This window comes from Pseudomonas alloputida, assembly GCF_021283545.2.
In the GTDB taxonomy this organism is placed as follows: Bacteria; Pseudomonadota; Gammaproteobacteria; order Pseudomonadales; family Pseudomonadaceae; genus Aquipseudomonas; species Aquipseudomonas alloputida.
On record NZ_CP128540.1, the window covers coordinates 4,072,546 to 4,089,490 of the forward strand.

General features: G+C 64.1%; 16 protein-coding genes. 10 read left to right on the top strand and 6 right to left on the bottom strand.

What is annotated here, in order from left to right:
• Positions 1 to 45: 45 nt before the first annotated feature.
• Positions 46 to 543: a GNAT family N-acetyltransferase gene (locus tag LU682_RS18905; RefSeq protein ID WP_003250486.1), complete on the bottom strand. Its 498-nt coding sequence runs from the start codon at positions 541 to 543 to the stop codon at positions 46 to 48.
• A 133-nt stretch (positions 544 to 676) separates the two neighbouring features.
• Between LU682_RS18905 and LU682_RS18910 the strand changes: the two genes are divergently transcribed.
• The 4 genes from LU682_RS18910 to LU682_RS18925 all read left to right on the top strand — a co-directional run bounded on the left by LU682_RS18910 (position 677) and on the right by LU682_RS18925 (position 5,253).
• Positions 677 to 1,156 (top strand): FHA domain-containing protein, encoded by a 480-nt coding sequence (locus LU682_RS18910; RefSeq protein ID WP_010953367.1) that lies wholly within the window; start codon positions 677 to 679, stop codon positions 1,154 to 1,156.
• A 59-nt stretch (positions 1,157 to 1,215) separates the two neighbouring features.
• On the top strand, positions 1,216 to 2,787 hold the full coding sequence (locus LU682_RS18915; RefSeq protein ID WP_049587605.1) for a sensor domain-containing diguanylate cyclase: 1,572 nt from the start codon (positions 1,216 to 1,218) through the stop codon (positions 2,785 to 2,787).
• 159 nt (positions 2,788 to 2,946) lie between these two features.
• Complete coding sequence (locus tag LU682_RS18920; RefSeq protein WP_232885690.1) at positions 2,947 to 3,735, top strand: ParA family protein; 789 nt, start codon at positions 2,947 to 2,949, stop codon at positions 3,733 to 3,735.
• A 180-nt stretch (positions 3,736 to 3,915) separates the two neighbouring features.
• The gene (locus LU682_RS18925) at positions 3,916 to 5,253 is read left to right on the top strand and encodes an MFS transporter (RefSeq protein ID WP_010953364.1); all 1,338 of its coding nucleotides are present in this window, start codon (positions 3,916 to 3,918) and stop codon (positions 5,251 to 5,253) included.
• A 32-nt stretch (positions 5,254 to 5,285) separates the two neighbouring features.
• Here the strand turns inward: LU682_RS18925 and LU682_RS18930 are convergent, their stop codons facing one another.
• The 3 genes from LU682_RS18930 to LU682_RS18940 are packed head-to-tail and all read right to left on the bottom strand — an operon-like array spanning position 5,286 to position 10,909.
• Complete coding sequence (locus tag LU682_RS18930; RefSeq protein ID WP_010953363.1) at positions 5,286 to 8,432, bottom strand: efflux RND transporter permease subunit; 3,147 nt, start codon at positions 8,430 to 8,432, stop codon at positions 5,286 to 5,288.
• Between the two features lie 16 nt (positions 8,433 to 8,448).
• Complete coding sequence (locus LU682_RS18935) at positions 8,449 to 9,663, bottom strand: efflux RND transporter periplasmic adaptor subunit (RefSeq protein ID WP_010953362.1); 1,215 nt, start codon at positions 9,661 to 9,663, stop codon at positions 8,449 to 8,451.
• Entirely contained in the window at positions 9,656 to 10,909 is a 1,254-nt protein-coding gene (locus LU682_RS18940) for a TolC family protein (RefSeq protein ID WP_049587601.1), read from the bottom strand. Before LU682_RS18940 ends, LU682_RS18935 begins: the two co-directional genes overlap by 8 nt.
• 262 nt (positions 10,910 to 11,171) lie before the next feature.
• On the opposite strand from LU682_RS18940, the gene aroQ reads away from it, so the two are divergent.
• Complete coding sequence (aroQ, locus tag LU682_RS18945; RefSeq protein ID WP_003250469.1) at positions 11,172 to 11,621, top strand: type II 3-dehydroquinate dehydratase; 450 nt, start codon at positions 11,172 to 11,174, stop codon at positions 11,619 to 11,621.
• Complete coding sequence (locus tag LU682_RS18950) at positions 11,618 to 12,466, top strand: shikimate dehydrogenase (RefSeq protein WP_010953360.1); 849 nt, start codon at positions 11,618 to 11,620, stop codon at positions 12,464 to 12,466. The genes aroQ and LU682_RS18950 overlap by 4 nt, the downstream gene beginning before the upstream one ends.
• A gap of 113 nt (positions 12,467 to 12,579) precedes the next feature.
• On the opposite strand, the gene LU682_RS18955 is transcribed toward LU682_RS18950, so the two are convergent.
• Both LU682_RS18955 and LU682_RS18960 read right to left on the bottom strand, forming a co-directional pair.
• Positions 12,580 to 13,095: a thioredoxin family protein gene (locus LU682_RS18955; protein ID WP_049587599.1), complete on the bottom strand. Its 516-nt coding sequence runs from the start codon at positions 13,093 to 13,095 to the stop codon at positions 12,580 to 12,582.
• 10 nt (positions 13,096 to 13,105) lie between these two features.
• Positions 13,106 to 13,381: a DUF2790 domain-containing protein gene (locus LU682_RS18960; RefSeq protein ID WP_010953358.1), complete on the bottom strand. Its 276-nt coding sequence runs from the start codon at positions 13,379 to 13,381 to the stop codon at positions 13,106 to 13,108.
• Positions 13,382 to 13,601: 220 nt separating this feature from the next.
• Here LU682_RS18960 and LU682_RS18965 point away from each other — a divergent pair, with 220 nt between their 5' ends.
• From LU682_RS18965 to LU682_RS18980, 4 genes are all read left to right on the top strand, one after another.
• On the top strand, positions 13,602 to 14,342 hold the full coding sequence (locus LU682_RS18965) for a response regulator (protein WP_003250463.1): 741 nt from the start codon (positions 13,602 to 13,604) through the stop codon (positions 14,340 to 14,342).
• Positions 14,339 to 15,625: a sensor histidine kinase gene (locus LU682_RS18970; RefSeq protein WP_010953357.1), complete on the top strand. Its 1,287-nt coding sequence runs from the start codon at positions 14,339 to 14,341 to the stop codon at positions 15,623 to 15,625. The genes LU682_RS18965 and LU682_RS18970 overlap by 4 nt, the downstream gene beginning before the upstream one ends.
• 169 nt (positions 15,626 to 15,794) lie before the next feature.
• The gene (locus tag LU682_RS18975; protein ID WP_010953356.1) at positions 15,795 to 16,412 is read left to right on the top strand and encodes a ferric reductase-like transmembrane domain-containing protein; all 618 of its coding nucleotides are present in this window, start codon (positions 15,795 to 15,797) and stop codon (positions 16,410 to 16,412) included.
• A gap of 14 nt (positions 16,413 to 16,426) precedes the next feature.
• Positions 16,427 to 16,915, top strand: a complete 489-nt coding sequence (locus LU682_RS18980; RefSeq protein WP_010953355.1) for an HvfX family Cu-binding RiPP maturation protein — start codon at positions 16,427 to 16,429, stop codon at positions 16,913 to 16,915.
• Positions 16,916 to 16,945: the final 30 nt, after the last annotated feature.

Here is a 16,945-nt window from a genome sequence, read left to right on the forward strand (position 1 = left end):
TTGCCCATGCTGTTGCGTCATCGCCAACAAGCACGTTCCCACAGGTCAGCGTAATCGCAACTGCATGTGCGTGGTCTGCCACACCGGGTCCTGCTCCACGTCCACCACCGTGAAGCCTTGCCGCTCCCAGAACGCAATGGCACCCGGCAGAAACGGATGAGTATGCAAGTAAAGGCAGTCCAAGCCCGCTTGCATCGCCCGTTCGCGCAAGGCACCAAACAAGGCAGCAGCCAGGCCATGCCTGCGGTAGGCCGGCAACACGAACAGCCGCACCACCTCGACTACCCGCTCTGCGCGGTAATCAAGCTGGGCAAAGCGATGGTCATAGGGCAAGTAACCGATCACCGCAACCAGCCGCCCACCCTCACGGGCTTCCAGAAAGCAGCCCGCACCGTCCAGGTAAGTGTCGGCGAAATGCGCCAGGTCACGCGGCAAGGGTGCGTTGGCGAGCATCGGGAAAAGCGCACGCCGGGCGCTGTCGACAAACGCCAGCACTTCGGCAATGGCGTCACGCGCCACAGGTTGCAGGGTCCAGTTCGGCATCGGGCTGTTGCCAGTGTGGTTGGGAGCGTACGGTTCTACCGCAGCGTGCCGCTCAAGGCAAATCACGGGGCTCGTCGCGGCAAGGCGGACATCGGTATAATCAGCAGTCTTCACTGCCCGACCAGGCCACACCATGCCTCGCCTCCCGAAGTTGCTGTTACCCCTGTTGCTGGCTGCTGCACTCACCGCCTGCGACCAGAAACCCTCCCGTGAAGAACAGATCCTCAGCCAGCTGCCGCTGCAGGACGCCTACACGCACAACATCGAGCGCATGTCCGCGCTGCTGGGCCGCAGTCATCCGCAGTTGTCGCAAGCGACCATCCAGGACGTACTGCGCAAGCACCTCACTGTCGAGGACCAGCGCCGGGACCTGTTCCGCCTGTACAGCGAAAAGAACTTCAGCGACGCCGAATTCGCCACCATCGTCGCCGCCACCCAGGACCCAGCCAAAGCTCGCGCCCTGGAAGACACCGAAGCCGGCAAACGCTTGAGCGAAAAACTCACCGCCCTGATGCGCGAAACCGCCCGCGATGTGAACGTGCAGGCCTTGGTCGAGCAGCGCATGCAACGGGTGGAAGACGAACTTGAGGCGCTGGACAATGCAGGCTCTTGAGCACTGCCGGCCAAGGTAACTTCCGTTCAGCCGCCCTTTACGATCACCCGAGGTCAGGATTGACACACACCAAGCATGGATTGCGCCTGGATCTACGTACACTCATTCTGGTGCTCTGCGCCCTCACCGCAGTGGTCATGCTGTGCGCCAGCTATTTCGCCAGCTACCGGGTGCAGCGCCAGCTATTGATCGACAATGCCCTGGAAGCCAACCGGGTGTATGCGACCAAGCTGGCCAGCATCACCGAAACCTTCATTGGCAACGCCTTGCAGCAACTGATGTTCAGCGCCAGCGTACAAAGCCGGCAGTTGAGCGATGCCGCTGCGCTGCAGGTGGAAAGCGATCGCGTACTGGGCCAGAGCATGGCCTTCAACTCCACCTTCGTGATCGACGCCAACGGTGTACTGCTGGCAGTATCCCCCGCCCCGCTACGCCACCTGGTCGGCACCCACGTGCAGTCTCCCGGCGCCCTGGAAGCCCTGCACGAACGCCGTCCACTGGTTTCCACGCCCTACCTGTCGGCGGCCGACAACCTGGTGGTCGCGCTGTCGCAACCCATTTTCGATCGCGACGGCCGCTACCTGGGGTATGTGGGTGGCAGCCTGTACCTGCGTGAACGCAACATCCTCAACAGCCTGCTGGGCGAGCATTTCTACAAGGACGGTTCGTACCTGTATGTGGTCGACCGCAACCGACGCCTGCTGTACCACCCTCATAGCGAGCGGGTAGGCACGGTGGTGGAGGGCAATGCGCTGATCGACCAGATGGCGACACTGGACAGTGGTACCCGGCAGCTGACCAATAGCCTGGGCGTGGAAATGCTCGCTGGCTTCGCCACTGTGCCCAGCGCCGGCTGGGGCGTGGTAGCGCAGCAGCCCTTGGTGCAGACGGTGGCGCCGTTGCACCACCTGGTGCTGAACGTGATCGCCAGTTCGGCGCCCTTGGCGCTGGTTGGCAGCCTGCTGCTGTGGTGGCTGGCCCGTACCATCGCCCGCCCGCTGTGGAAACTCGCCGCCGGTGCCCGCACGATGGACCGCGCCGGTACCGCCGAGCATTTGCATCAGGTGCGGGCCTGGTACTTCGAGGCGGCCGAGCTCAAGCGCGCGTTGCTGTTCAGCCTGAACTTGCTGCAAGAGCGTATCGGCCGGCTCAATCGGGACGCCCAGACCGATCCGCTGACCGGCCTGGGCAACCGCCGCAGCCTGGAAATCAGCCTGTCGTTACTGGAGGCTGAAAAGCGGGAGTTTGCAGCCATTGCGCTGGATATCGACCACTTCAAGCGGATAAATGATAGCCATGGACACGACGTGGGCGACCAGGTACTGCGCCAACTGGCGGAGCTCATGCGCCGTTGTTGCCGCGAGGGGGACCTGTTGTGTCGCACCGGCGGCGAGGAGTTCCTGATTTTGCTGCCTGGGGCCACCCTGAACGTGGCGGCCGCGGTGGCCGAACGGTTGCGTGTGACCGTACAGGAGATGCCAGTGGAATCGGTGGGCGCCGTGACGATTTCGCTGGGGGTGACGCACTGGGATGGCGAGACTCACGGCGAGCCCATGAGCGCACTGGGCGAGGCTGACCGGGCGCTTTACCGGGCCAAGCAAGAGGGGCGCAACCGGGTCGCTTTTGCCTGAACGTCTTGCGTTGTACCCATCGGGCGGGCTTGCCCGTGAAAATGCCGGTAAAGGCAACGATGATTCGGTGGCTTGTAACAATTCCTGTCATAAAACTGCAGCGTTTCAGTCATAGGATTGACCCCGACCTGACATTTTTACTTCATGGATGAGCGTCTCATGCGTCGTGTGGTTTTCAATCAGAAAGGTGGCGTCGGCAAATCCAGCATCGCCTGCAACCTCGCCGCTGCCAGCGCCGCCGAGGGCTACCGAACCTTGCTGGTCGACCTCGACCCGCAGGCCAATGCCACCTTCTACCTCACCGGGCTGGTCAACGACACCATTCCACCCGGCATCGCCGACTTCTTCCGCCAGACCTTGTCGCCGGTTACCGCCGCCGGCAAGAAGCACCGCGTGGCAATCACCGAAACCCGCTACAACAACCTGCACCTGGTCACCGCCAGCCCAGACCTCAGCGACCTGCAAAGCAAGCTGGAGAGCAAGCTGGAGAGCAAGTTCAAGATCAACAAGCTGCGCAAGTTGCTGGTGGCACTGGAAGAGGACTATGAGCGGATCTACATCGACACCCCACCCGCACTGAATTTCTACACCTTCAGCGCGCTGGTGGCGGCCGAGCGTCTGTTGATTCCGTTCGACTGCGACAGTTTCTCGCGCCAGGCCCTGCACAGTGTCATGGCCGAGGTCGAAGAACTGCGTCAGGACCACAACCCCGCGCTGGTGGTGGAAGGTGTGGTAGTCAATCAGTTCGCCGGGCGCACGGCGCTGCACCAGACCTTGGTCGATCAACTGCGCAACGAAGGCATGCCGGTGCTGCCGGTGTACCTGAGCAGTTCGATCAAGATGCGCGAATCGCACCATGCCTCGGTGCCATTGGTGCATTTGGCGCCGCGGCATAAACTGGCCCTGGAATTCATCGATTTGCTGGATGTGCTTGAGCGTGCGGCCTGACAGGCCGTTGGGGGCACTCCGGCTGTAACCTGCTGCACCGGTCGAATCAGGTATACCGAGGTCGCCCTCGACAAAGCGCCTTGCAGCGCTCGGCTATCTACTGGCAAGCACAATAACGATGGCGCGGCCCGACTGCGCCACTTTCAACATGGCTGCCAAAGGAAACCGGAGAGCACCCGCATGTCCGCACATCATGAGGTATCCCCCGCCACCCTGCGCAGGGTAATTGCCGCTTCGGCCATCGGCAATTTCGTCGAATGGTTCGACTTCGCCGTGTACGGCTTTCTCGCCACGCTGATCGCCAGCCAGTTCTTCGCCAGCGAAGACGCCAGCGTGGCCTTGCTCAAAACCTTCGCGGTGTTCGCCGTGGCCTTTGCGCTGCGCCCTTTGGGCGGCATCGTCTTCGGCGCCTTGGGCGACCGCCTGGGACGCAAGCGCATCCTGTCGCTGACCATCTTGCTGATGGCCGGCTCCACCACGTTGATCGGCCTGCTGCCGACCTACGCCAGTATCGGCCTGGCAGCCCCGGCGCTGCTGACCCTGGCCCGCTGCCTGCAGGGTTTTTCTGCCGGCGGCGAATATGCCGGGGCTTGCGCCTACCTGATGGAGCACGCGCCTGACGACAAGCGTGCCTTTTATGGCAGCTTCGTGCCTGTGTCGACCTTTTCCGCCTTTGCCTGTGCGGCAGTGATCGCTTATGGCCTGGAAGCCAGCCTGTCGACCGAGGCGATGAATGCCTGGGGTTGGCGCATTCCGTTCCTGATTGCCGCACCGCTGGGACTGGTCGGCCTGTACCTGCGCTGGCGCATGGAAGAAACCCCGGCGTTCCGCGAAGCCGTCGCCCAGGGCAAGGAGCACGAGCATTCACCGCTGAAAGAAACCCTGCGCCACCATGGCCGGGTCATTCGCAACCTGGGGGCGTTCATTTCGCTGACCGCGTTGTCGTTCTACATGTTCACCACCTACTTCGCCACCTACCTGCAACTGGTCGGCAACCTGACCCGTGCGCAGTCACTGCTGGTGACCACCGTGGCCCTGCTGTTCGCCGCCGTGGGCTGCCCGCTGGCCGGGGCATTCTCGGACCGGGTGGGGCGACGCAAGACCATCGGCTTTACCTGCCTGTGGGTGATGCTGTGCGTGTTCCCGGCGTACTGGCTGGCCAGCTCTGGCTCGATGTCGGGTGCGCTGCTGGGGGTGATCCTGCTCGCGGTGGGGGCGTTGTGCAGCGGCGTGGTTACCGCAGCATTGCTGTCGGAAAGCTTCCCTACCCGTACCCGCTACACCGCTTCGGCGATTACCTACAACGTGGCCTACACGCTGTTTGGCGGCACAGCGCCGCTGGTGGCAACCTGGCTCATCGCACAGACCGGCAGCAGCCTGGCACCGGCGTTCTACCTGGTGGTGATTGCGCTGGTGGCGTTGGTGGGCGGGTTGGCGTTGCCGGAAACGTCGCGGATTTCTTTGCATGACGACCTGGGTGTGGACGGTGTGCGGGCTGGTGCCCGAAGGGCCGTTTGAGGTTGTTGGGGCTGCCTTGCAGCCCCAAATGCTCAGCCTTCCTGCTGCTCATCCCGCCGATACGCCCACTGATACAACGCCGGCAACACCAGCAACGTCAGCGCGGTAGAAGACAAGATTCCGCCAATCACCACCGTCGCCAGTGGCCGCTGCACCTCTGCCCCGGTCCCGGTGGCCAAGGCCATCGGTATGAACCCCAGCGAGGCCACCAGCGCCGTCATCAGTACTGGCCGCAAGCGGGTCAGCGCCCCCTCCTCGACCGCCGCCCGCAGCGTGCGCCCTTCCTCGCGCAGCCCGCGGATAAAGGCAATCATCACCAGCCCGTTCAACACTGCCACTCCCGACAATGCAATGAACCCGACGCCGGCAGAAATAGACAGCGGAATATCACGCGCCCACAGCGCCAGCACCCCGCCGGTCAGGGCAAAGGGGATGCCGGTGAACACCAGCAGGCCATCCCTGAGGTTGTTGAACATCATCAGCAACAGCGCCATGACCAGCAGCAAGGCCACCGGCACCACCACCTGCAGGCGCTCGGCTGCCGACTGCAACTGTTCGAACTGCCCTCCCCAACGCGTCCAGTAACCCGGTGGTACCTGCACCTGGTCGATCAGGGCCTGCTCAGCCTCTTGCACAAACGAGCCCAGGTCGCGTCCACGCACGTTGGCACTGACCACCACCACGCGCTTGCCATCTTCGCGGCTCACCTGATTCGGGCCCAATTGCAGGTTCAGCGTGGCGACCTGCGACAGCGGGATGAAACCGATTTGCCCGGCCCTCTCAGCGGCACTGGCCGGAACCGGAATCAGCAGGCTGGCCAGCCCGTCGACATCGGTACGCAAGGTCTCCGACAGGCGCACGACCATGTCGAAGCGGCGGTCGCCTTCATACAGCGTACCGGCGGTGCGGCCGCCCACGGCAATGGCGATGGCATCCTGCACATCGCCCACATTCAGGCCATGACGTGCGGCCTTGTCACGGTCGATGTCGATGGTCAGTACCGGCAGGCCCGTCGTCTGCTCCACCTTCACCTCGGACGCGCCCGGCACCCCTTGCAGGCTGGCAGCGATCTGCGCGGCAGTGCGGTTGAGCACCTCCATGTCGTCACCGAACAGCTTCACCGCCACATCACTGCGCACCCCCGAAATCAGCTCGTTGAACCGCAGCTGAATCGGCTGCGACAGCTCATAGTTGCTGCCCGGCACACTGGCAGCGGCGCGTTGCACCTGGGCGATCAGTTCATCTCGCGGTTTGCCCGGGTCAACCCATTGTTCGCGCGGGCGCAGCATCACGTAGGCATCGGAAATGTTCGGCGGCATCGGGTCGGAGGCAATCTCGGCAGTGCCGGTGCGGGCAAACACCCGCTCCACCTCCGGCACCTGGGCGATGATCGCCTGCTCCAGGCGCTGTTGCATGTCCACCGACTGCGACAGGCTGGTGCCCGGCACGCGCAGGGCCTGCAGGGCGAAGTCACCCTCGCTGAGGCTGGGGATGAACTCGCTGCCCATGCGGCTGGCCATCACGCCCGACAACAGCACCAGGGCGGCGGCGGCGGCACATGCCAGTTTGCGCCGGCCCAGCACCCAGGCCAGAACCGGGGCATAGCGCTGCCGTGCCGTACGCATCACCAGGCCTTCCTCTTCCTTGACCTTGCCGGTGACGAACAGGGCAATGGCTGCCGGAACGAACGTGACCGAAAGGATCATCGCGCCCAACAGGGCCATGACCACGGTAAAGGCCATAGGGTGGAACATCTTGCCCTCGACCCCGGTCAGGGCAAAGATCGGCAGGTACACCACCATGATGATCAACTGCCCATAGATCAGCGGCCGGCGTGCTTCGCGGGCAGCGGCAAACACCTCATGGAACCGTTCGCCGCGGGTCAGCATGCGACCGTGGCGCTGCTGGGCATGGGCCAGGCGACGGATGGCGTTTTCCACGATCACCACCGCGCCGTCGACGATGATGCCGAAGTCCAGCGCGCCCAGGCTCATCAGGTTGGCACTGACCTTGTTGCTGAACATACCGGTAAAGGTGAATAGCATCGAAAGCGGGATAACCATGGCCGTGATCAGCGCAGCACGAATGTTGCCGAGGAACAGGAACAGCACGGCAATCACCAGGATCGCACCTTCGATCAGGTTTTTCTTTACCGTGGCGATGGCTTTCTCCACCAGGTTGGTGCGGTCGTACACCGTCACGGCGACTACGCCCTTGGGCAGGTTGCGATTGATCTCGACCAATTTTGCAGCGACCGCCTGCGACACCGTGCGGCTGTTCTCGCCAATCAGCATGAACACCGTGCCCAGCACCACTTCCCGACCGTTTTCGGTGGCTGCCCCCGAGCGCAGCTCTTCGCCAAGGCCAACCTGGGCGACATGGCTGACGCGGATCGGCGTGCCGTCGACGCTGGAGATAACGATGTTGGCAATGTCTTCGGCCGAGGCCACCTGGCCCGGCGCGCGAATCAGCAACTGCTCGCCATTGCGCTCGATATAGCCAGCGCCAATGTTGGCGTTATTGCGCTCCAGCGCTGCAATCAGGTCGTTGAGGGTGAGCTTGTAGGCCGCCAGGCGCTTGGGCTCTGGTGCAATCAGGTATTGCTTGGCATGGCCGCCGATGCTGTTGACCTCGGCCACACCCGGCACATTGCGCAGCTGCGGCTTGATGATCCAGTCCTGAATCACCCGCAGGTCAGTTGGGGTGTACGGTGTGCCGTCTTCCTTGAGCGCCCCCTCCTGGGCTTCCACCGTCCACAGGAAAATTTCCCCCAGCCCGGTGGAGATCGGCCCCATGCCCGCCTCGATGCCCTCAGGCAATTGCTCGCGGGCCACCTGCAGGCGCTCGTTGACCAGTTGGCGGGCGAAGAAGATATCGGTGCCATCATCGAAAATGACCGTGACTTGCGACAGGCCCGAGCGCGACAGCGAGCGGGTCTGCTTGAGCCCTGGCAGGCCAGCCATCGCGGTCTCGATGGCAAAGGTGATGCGCTGCTCGGTCTCCAGCGGCGAATAGCCGGGGGCGGCGGTGTTGATCTGCACCTGGACGTTAGTGATGTCCGGCACAGCATCGATCGGCAGTTTCTGGTAGCTGTGGATACCCACCGCGGCCATCAGGACCACGGCCAGCATCACCACCAGGCGCTGCTCGATGGCAAATTGAATCAGGCGTTCGAACATGCAGGTGTCCCCGTGATCAGTGGCTGTGCTCGGCCGAGCCCTTGCCCAGTTCCGACTTAAGGACAAAGCTGCCGGCGGCCGCAACCTGAGTACCGGCGGCCAGGCCGCTGGTGATTTCCACCTGGCCAGCATCGCGACGGCCAGTCTTCACCGGGCGCGCCTCGAAGCCTTCCTCCGTGCGGGCGAACACCACGGTCTGCGCCTCCCAGGTTTGCAGGGCGCTTTCCGGCACCGCCACGGCGGCATCGAAGCGGTCGACGCTGACAGCCACATTGACGAACAGCCCGGGGCGCCAGGCGCCATTGGGGTTGGCCAGTGTGGCACGCACAGTGGCGGCACGGTTCTGCTCGCCGAGCAGGCTGCCGACGTAGTTGACCTTGCCCAGAACCTGGGCGCCCAGGTCCGGCGCACTGACCGTGACTTCACGGCCGGTCACCACCTTGCCCAGGTCACGAGGGGCCACGGCGAAGGTGGCCCACACCCGGCTCAGGTCGGACAGGGTGAACGCGTTGCTGGTCTCATCGACCACCTCGCCCACGGTCAGGTGCTTCTCCACGACGACCGCATCGAAGGGGGCGCGCAGTTCATAGCGGTTGCCGGCACCGGCCGGCCCCACCGCTGCGACCTTCTGCCGAGCATTGGCCAGGGCGATCTCGGCCTCCTGCAGCGCCTGACGTGCCTGCAGGTAATCCTGCTCGGCGCTGATTCGCTCCTGCCACAGCTGTTGTTCCCGTTGAAAGGTCAACCGCGCCAGTTCCAGGCGACGTTGAGCGGCCTGCTGCTCACTGCGCAGGTCGGAGATCTGCTGGCTGGCAATCACCGCCAGTACCTGGCCGCGCTTGACCGCCTGGCCCAGCTCGGCTTGCACCGCTTCGACCACACCCGGCACGCGGGGCACCACATGTGCGGTGCGGTCCTCGTCAAAGCGGATCTCACCCGGGAAGCTGATGGCGGTGCCCAGCTCACGGGGGCCTGCGGCAGCCAGTTGTATGCCAGCCGATTCGATCTGCGCGATAGACAGGTGCAGCTGGCCTTCTTCTTCGCCGTGCTCCTTCTCTGCATGGCCTTCGGCGGCCTGCGCTGCAGCATGGCCGTGGCTGTCTTCACCATGGTCGTCATGGGGGGCTTGAGCCTTGGACGCCTGGCCGAGGTTGCCGGTCCAGGCCAGGCCCGCGAGGCCAAGCGCAGCAATGGCGGCAGCCAGAAGGGCTAGCTTGCGTGGGTTAGTCATTGTTGCTCCTGCTATTGGGTTTGTTGCTCACGCCGTCGAGATCGCCGTAGATGCGCTCCACTTGTGCACGCGCGTCGGTCGCCGAGGCCAGCGCCTCGAGGTACAGCCCGCGAGCCTCGATCAGCGTGCGCTGGGCGTCGAGTACATCGAGGAAAGCGAACTTACCCATTTCAAAACCGCGGGTGGCGGTGTCCACGGCCTGCTGCGCAGCAGGCAGGATGGTGCGGTCATAGGCTTCAACGTCCTGCATCGCCGCCTCCCACTGGCTGATGGCACTACGGGTTTCACTGCGCAGACGCAGCGCCACGGCATTGCGCAGGTCGCGCGCCTGGTCGGCACGGCGCGCAGCTGCCAGAACATTGCCCTGGTTGCGGTCGAACAGCGGCAACGGCATGGACAGGCCAACCACGTTCACTCGCTCCCGGTCTTCGCGGCTGTACTGGCTGCCAAGGCTGACGGTGAGGTTGGGGATACGCTGGGCTTTTTCCGCCCCCAGGGAGGCGTCGCCGCGCTCGACCTGGGCAGCGGCCAGGCGCCATTCGGCAGTCTTTTCGACCTGGTCAAGCAAGGTGTCGGCACCCGGCGCAATGCCTGGCGAAAGGTTGGCTGCCTGCAACCGGTCGAAGCTTGCCAGCGGGCTGCCCGTCAACCGGGCCAAGGCCTGGTAGGCCACACTGCGCTGGGTTTTCGCGCGACGCACTTCGGCCTGGGCCTGGGCCAGTTGCACCTGGGCACGGGTGGCCTCCACCGGTGATGACTGACCTGCCGTAACCCGCCCTTGCACCACCCGCAGGCCGCGCTCAGTCAACGCCTGCGACTGCTGAGCCAACTCCAGCGCGGTCTGTGCACGCAAGGCAGCGTGGAAAGCCTGCACCACATCGGCTCGCAGGGCGTTGCGCTGGCGCTCCAGGTCAAGCTGGGCAATGGCCTGGCCGGCACCCGCCACGGCGAGACGTGCGCCGCGCTTCCCGCCCAGCTCCAGCGGCTGGCTGAGGGTGACGGTGGTGGTGCTGGTGTCGCGGCGGGTGTCCTCGACCTCCCAGGCCAGCTCCGGGTTGGGGAGCAGCCCGGCCTGACGCCGTTCGCCATCGGCAATGCCAATTTCACGGCCAGCTGCAGCCAGCTCCGGGTTCTGGGCGAAAGCGGCGGTAAGCGCCTGGGGCAGGCTCAGCACCTGGCTGGCCTGGGCGTCGGTGGCACTGGCCAGCAGCAGACAGAGCAAGGCGATCTTGCGGGGGATGGGCACGAAACAGTCCTCTGGGCGAAGCATTGGCCAGGGACTGTAGAAAGGGCTGGTTATCGGGGCGGTGGCGGCAAGATTACAATTTTGTAATGACGCACTGCGGTTCGTTGCAGAAGCAGCTTTGCACGGCTGGGTACAGGACAGTCAACGCCCAATAAGTTCGATAATCGCCCACTTTCCCGGTGCGGCGATCTTGGCCAATTGACGGAACTAACCAGTCAGTACAAAACTACATGCATTCAACAACAACAAAGCGATGCCCGTCATGAAGCCCCTTATTCTCGTGCTCAACGGCCCCAACCTGAACATGCTGGGCACCCGCGAGCCTGCCCAGTACGGCCACGAAACCCTCGCTGACCTGGCTCAGGGATGTGCCGACACTGCCCACGCCCACGGCCTGGAAATCGAGTTCCGCCAGACCAACCACGAAGGTGAACTGATCGACTGGATCCACGCCGCCCGTGGCCGCTGCGCCGGCATCGTGATCAACCCCGGCGCCTGGACGCACACCTCGGTCGCCATCCGCGATGCCCTGGTGGCCAGCGAACTGCCGGTGATCGAGGTGCACCTGTCCAATGTGCACAAACGCGAGCCGTTCCGTCACTTGTCGTTCGTATCGTCCATCGCCGTCGGTGTCATCTGCGGCCTGGGCAGCCACGGCTACCGCATGGCGCTGAGCCACTTCGCCGAGCTGTTGCAGGAGCGTGCGGCATGAGCCAGCAAGCCATCCTCGCCGGCCTGATCGGCCGCGGCATCCAACTGTCACGTACCCCGGCCCTGCACGAACACGAAGGCGACGCCCAGGCCCTGCGCTACCTGTACCGGCTGATCGACGCCGACCAGTTGCAACTGGACGACAGCGCCCTGCCCGGCCTGCTCGAAGCCGCGCAACATACCGGTTTCACCGGGCTGAACATTACCTACCCGTTCAAGCAGGCGATCCTGCCGTTGCTCGACGAGCTGTCCGACGAGGCCCGTGGTATCGGCGCGGTAAACACCGTGGTGCTCAAGGACGGCAAGCGCGTCGGCCACAACACCGATTGCCTGGGCTTTGCCGAAGGCTTGCGCCGTGGCCTGCCCGACGTTGCACGGCGCCAGGTGGTGCAGATGGGTGCCGGTGGCGCTGGCTCGGCCGTGGCCCATGCCCTGCTGGGTGAAGGGGTAGAACGGCTGGTGCTGTTCGAAGTGGATGCGACCCGTGCGCAGGCGTTGGTGGACAACCTGAACACCCATTTCGGCGCGGAGCGCGCCGTGCTTGGCACCGACCTGGCCACAGCCTTGGCCGAAGCGGACGGGCTGGTCAACACCACGCCGGTGGGCATGGCCAAGCTACCGGGCACGCCACTGCCGGTGGAGTTGTTGCATCCCCGCCTGTGGGTGGCAGAGATCATCTACTTCCCGCTGGAGACCGAACTGCTGCGCGCGGCCCGGGCACTGGGCTGCCGCACGCTGGATGGCAGCAACATGGCGGTGTTCCAGGCGGTGAAGGCATTCGAGCTGTTCAGCGGGCGGCAGGCGGATGCGGCGCGGATGCAGGCGCACTTTGCCAGTTTCACCTGATAGAAAAGTGTTGGCTTCTTCGCGGGCACGCCCGCTCCCACAGGTACTGCGCAAACGTTACTGATTGCACTGTCCCTGTGGGGCATGCCCGCGAAGAGGCCGGTACAGGAGAATCACCCTTTTTCATCCAGCAAAGCCTGTATCACCTGTTCCTGCCCACCATAATCCCCCTCGCCAAAGTGCACATGGCGCACCTGCCCCTTGCGGTCGACAAAGTAATGCGCCGGCCAGAACTGGTTGCCCCAGGCATTCCACACCTTGTAGTCATTATCTACCGCCACCGGATACCCGATACCCAACCGGGCTACCTTGTCCCGCAAAGTCGCCACATCATGCTCGTAGTCGAACTCAGGGGTGTGCACCCCTACCACCACCAGCCCTTGATCGGCATAGCGCCGCGCCCAATCATTCACATGCGGCAGGCTGCGCCGGCAGTTGATGCAGTCCCAGGTCCAGAAGTCCACCAGCACCACCTTGCCCTTGAGCCCCGGGGCATCCAGGGGCGGCGAATTCAACCACTGGCTGGCGCCCGCCAGCGATGGCATGGCGCCGTAGCTGTCGCGTGCCTTCAGGTGCCCAGCCAACCCAAGCCCCGTCAGCGCCAGCGCAAAACCACCGGCCTTGAGCATCCGGCGCCGATCAGTTTTCATGGCAACCGTCCGTGGCATAGGTGAGGTACTGCACGCTTTGCCGCTGGCCATGGGAGTCAAGGTAGTCCATTCGGGTATTCACCAGGCCGCAGGCATTGCGCTGATCATCCTGCACCGACAGCACTCTCTTCACATCCAGAGGCTCACCGTAGCGGTACTGCATGACCCCGCCATCCTGCATCGGGGCAGTGGCGGCCTGGGCGGCGATGGCACCGAAGCCGAGCACGGCGAACAGGCTGGCGCTGGCGATAGTCTTGAGGTTCATGGCTTCTCTCCTGGGTAACACTTGGGTGTGAGGAGTGTTGCTCCCCGGTCGAGAACCATTTCACGTCAGCCAGGTATCCCGCATGTGTCGCCCAACGTTGTGATGTGCCTCCTGCTGTATCCCTACCCGTGCCAGATACACTGCAATACAAACTCCCGCAGGCAAGGGCGAACGCGCTCGGTACACTGCGCCCAACCCCCTTTGCACAGGAACCCAGCGCATGGAACACGTCGATCACATCCTGATCGTCGACGACGACCGCGAGATCCGCGAACTGGTCGGCAATTACCTGAAGAAGAACGGCCTGCGCACCAGCATCGTTGCAGACGGCCGGCAGATGCGCGCCTTTCTCGAAGCCAACAGCGTCGACCTGATCGTGCTCGACATCATGATGCCTGGCGACGACGGCCTGCTGTTGTGCCGCGAGCTGCGCGCCGGCAAGCACCGCAATACGCCGGTGCTGATGCTGACCGCCCGCAATGACGAAACCGACCGCATCATCGGCCTGGAAATGGGCGCCGACGATTACCTGACCAAACCGTTCTCGGCCCGCGAACTGCTCGCCCGCATCAACGCCGTGCTGCGCCGCACACGCATGCTGCCGCCCAACCTGACCATCAGTGAAAGCAGCCGCCTGCTGGGTTTCGGTCAATGGCGCCTGGACACCACCGCGCGCCACCTGCTCGACAGCGAAGGCACCCTGGTGGCCCTGAGCGGCGCCGAGTACCGCCTGCTGCGAGTGTTCCTCGACCACCCGCAGCGGGTGCTCAGCCGCGAACAGCTGCTTAACCTGACCCAGGGCCGCGAAGCCGACATCTTCGACCGCTCCATCGACTTGCTGGTCAGCCGCCTGCGCCAGCGCCTGGGTGACGATGCCCGCGAGCCCAGCTGCATCAAGACCGTGCGCAGCGAGGGCTACGTGTTTTCGCTGCCGGTGCAATTGCTCGAGTCCCCCTCATGAAATGGCCGCGCACCCTGGCCTCGCGTCTGGCGCTGATCTTCTTCACCGGCCTGGTGTTGGCTTATGGTCTGTCGTTCGGCCTGCAGGCCTACGAGCGCTATATCAGCAGCCGCTCGATGATGCTCAGTAACCTCGAACAGGACGTGGCGACCTCGGTTGCCATCCTTGACCGCCTGCCCGCAGCCGAGCGTGCCGCCTGGCTGCCACGCCTGGAACGGCGCACCTACCGCTATCGCCTCGACCAGGGCTTGGCAGGCGAAGCGATGCCCAGCAGTGACCCACCGATGGCCGCCGCGTCGATCGTCAAGGCCATTGGCAGCGACTACCGCCTGACCTTCCTGGAAATCCCGGGGCCCAATGCGCACTTCCAGGCGCACCTGAAGCTGGCCGACGGCGCGCCACTGACCATCGACGTGACGCCAGCACCGGTCCCGGTAGCCCGTTGGTTGCCCGTGGTGCTGCTGATTCAGCTGGCTGTGCTGTTGCTGTGTACCTGGCTGGCGGTACGCCTGGCCATCGGCCCGCTAACCCGTCTGGCCCAGGCAGTGGACAACCTCGACCCGGACCAGCCCGGCGTTCAACTGGATGAAAGCGGCCCACGCGAGGTGCGTTACGCTGCCGTGGCCTTCAACGCCCTGCAGGCGCGCATTGCTGCCCACCTCAAGGAACGCATGCAGTTGCTGGCGGCCATTTCCCACGACCTGCAAACCCCGATCACTCGCATGAAGTTGCGGGTCGAAGTGATGGATGAGGGGGTCGAAAGGGACAAGTTCGGGAGCGACCTGGATGAAATGGAACACCTGGTGCGCGAAGGCGTGGCGTATGCCCGCAGCATGGACAGCAGCACCGAAGCGACCTGCCGGGTCAACCTTGATGCCTTTCTCGACAGCCTGGTATTCGACTACCAGGACAGCGGCGCCCAGGTCGAGCGCCACGGCAGCAGCGATACCCTGCTGGAAACCCGCCCGCATGCGCTGCGCCGGGTACTGGTGAACCTGGTCGACAACGCCCTGAAGTTTGCAGGTGCTGCCGAGCTGCAAGTGTCGCGCGAGGGCAGTACCACCATCATCCGCGTGCTCGACAACGGGCCAGGGATACCCGTTGACGAACTGGATGAAGTGCTCAAGCCGTTCTACCGGGTGGAGGGTTCACGCAATCGCAGCACGGGTGGCACCGGCTTGGGCCTGGCCATTGCCCACCAGCTGATCCGGGCCATGGGGGGCCGGCTGACCCTGAGCAACCGCGAACAGGGCGGATTGTGCGCGCAGATCGAACTCACCTGAATGGCTTCTGCGATCGTTGGCGGGAACGGCCTTGTGTCTTGATCGGGCCGTTCCTGTAAAACGCGCGGTCGCCTCTACAAACAGATACACAACTGCATCCCCCTGACACACTGCAGATACCCCGCCTCGAGACACTCCCGGTCACACAACCACTCCCCGGGAGTCCCTGATGAAAGCCCTCACCTTGCCCTCCGGCTGGAAGCTGTTCGCCGCCCTCGCCGGCCTGACCTTGGCGATGACCGCCATAGTCCTGGCCAGCCAACCCGACCCAGACGGCTTGCGCAGTGCCATTCGTGCCACCGCACGTAGCTCGTTCGCACTGTTCCTGCTGGCGTTCCTGGCCTCGTCGCTGGTGACCTTGCTGCCTGGCACAGCAAGCCGCCGCATCCTTCAGGAGCGACGCTACCTGGGGTTGGCATTCGCGTTCTCCCACACCGTGCATGGCGTGCTGATCTATCGCTACGCCCAGCAATTCCCCGAGCTGTTCTGGGCCGGCCGCACGCTCACTTCCAGCCTGCCCGGCACGGTCGGCTACCTGTTCTTGCTGCTGCTCACCGCCACCTCGTTCAAGGCCCCCATGCGGCTGTTGGGCGGCCGTGCCTGGCAAGCGCTGCACAGCAGCGGCATGTGGGTGCTGGCTGCCGTGTTCTGTCTGTCGTTCTACAAGCGCATCCCCATGGGGGGGTGGTACCCGCTGGCGTTCGCCCTGATGTTCAGCGCCATCGCCGTCAAGCTCACCGCCAAAGTGGCCCGTAAACAACGCCGCAGCACCCGCGCCCTTGCCTGAAGAGAGCACCGCACATGACGACCTTGACCCGTACCCTGACCACCGTTGATCGCCTCGGCAGCTGGAGCGCCGACGTGCCATTACGGGTATTTCTGGCCTGGGAGTTTTTCGAATCCGGCCTGGAGAAATTCAACGGCAGCAACTGGTTCGCCGACCTGCAGTCCAGCTTCCCGTTCCCCTTCAACCTGCTGCCCGCGGAGCTGAACTGGCAGCTGTCGATGTGGGCCGAGTTGGTACTGCCGTTGCTGCTGTTGCTGGGCCTGGGTACCCGGCTGGCATCATTGGGTTTGATGGTGGTGACCGTTGTAGCGATAGTGGCAGTGCACTGGCCGGCGCACTGGTCGGGCCTGGCGGAACTGGCCCAAGGCTATGCCATTACCGACCAGGGCTTCGGCAATTACAAGTTGCCGCTGATCTACCTGGTGGCGTTGCTGCCACTGCTGCTCAAGGGCGCCGGGCGCCTTAGCCTCGATCATTGGCTGAGCATGCGGTTCGGCAGATGAGGATCGGGGGCTGCTGCGCAGCCCCCCAAT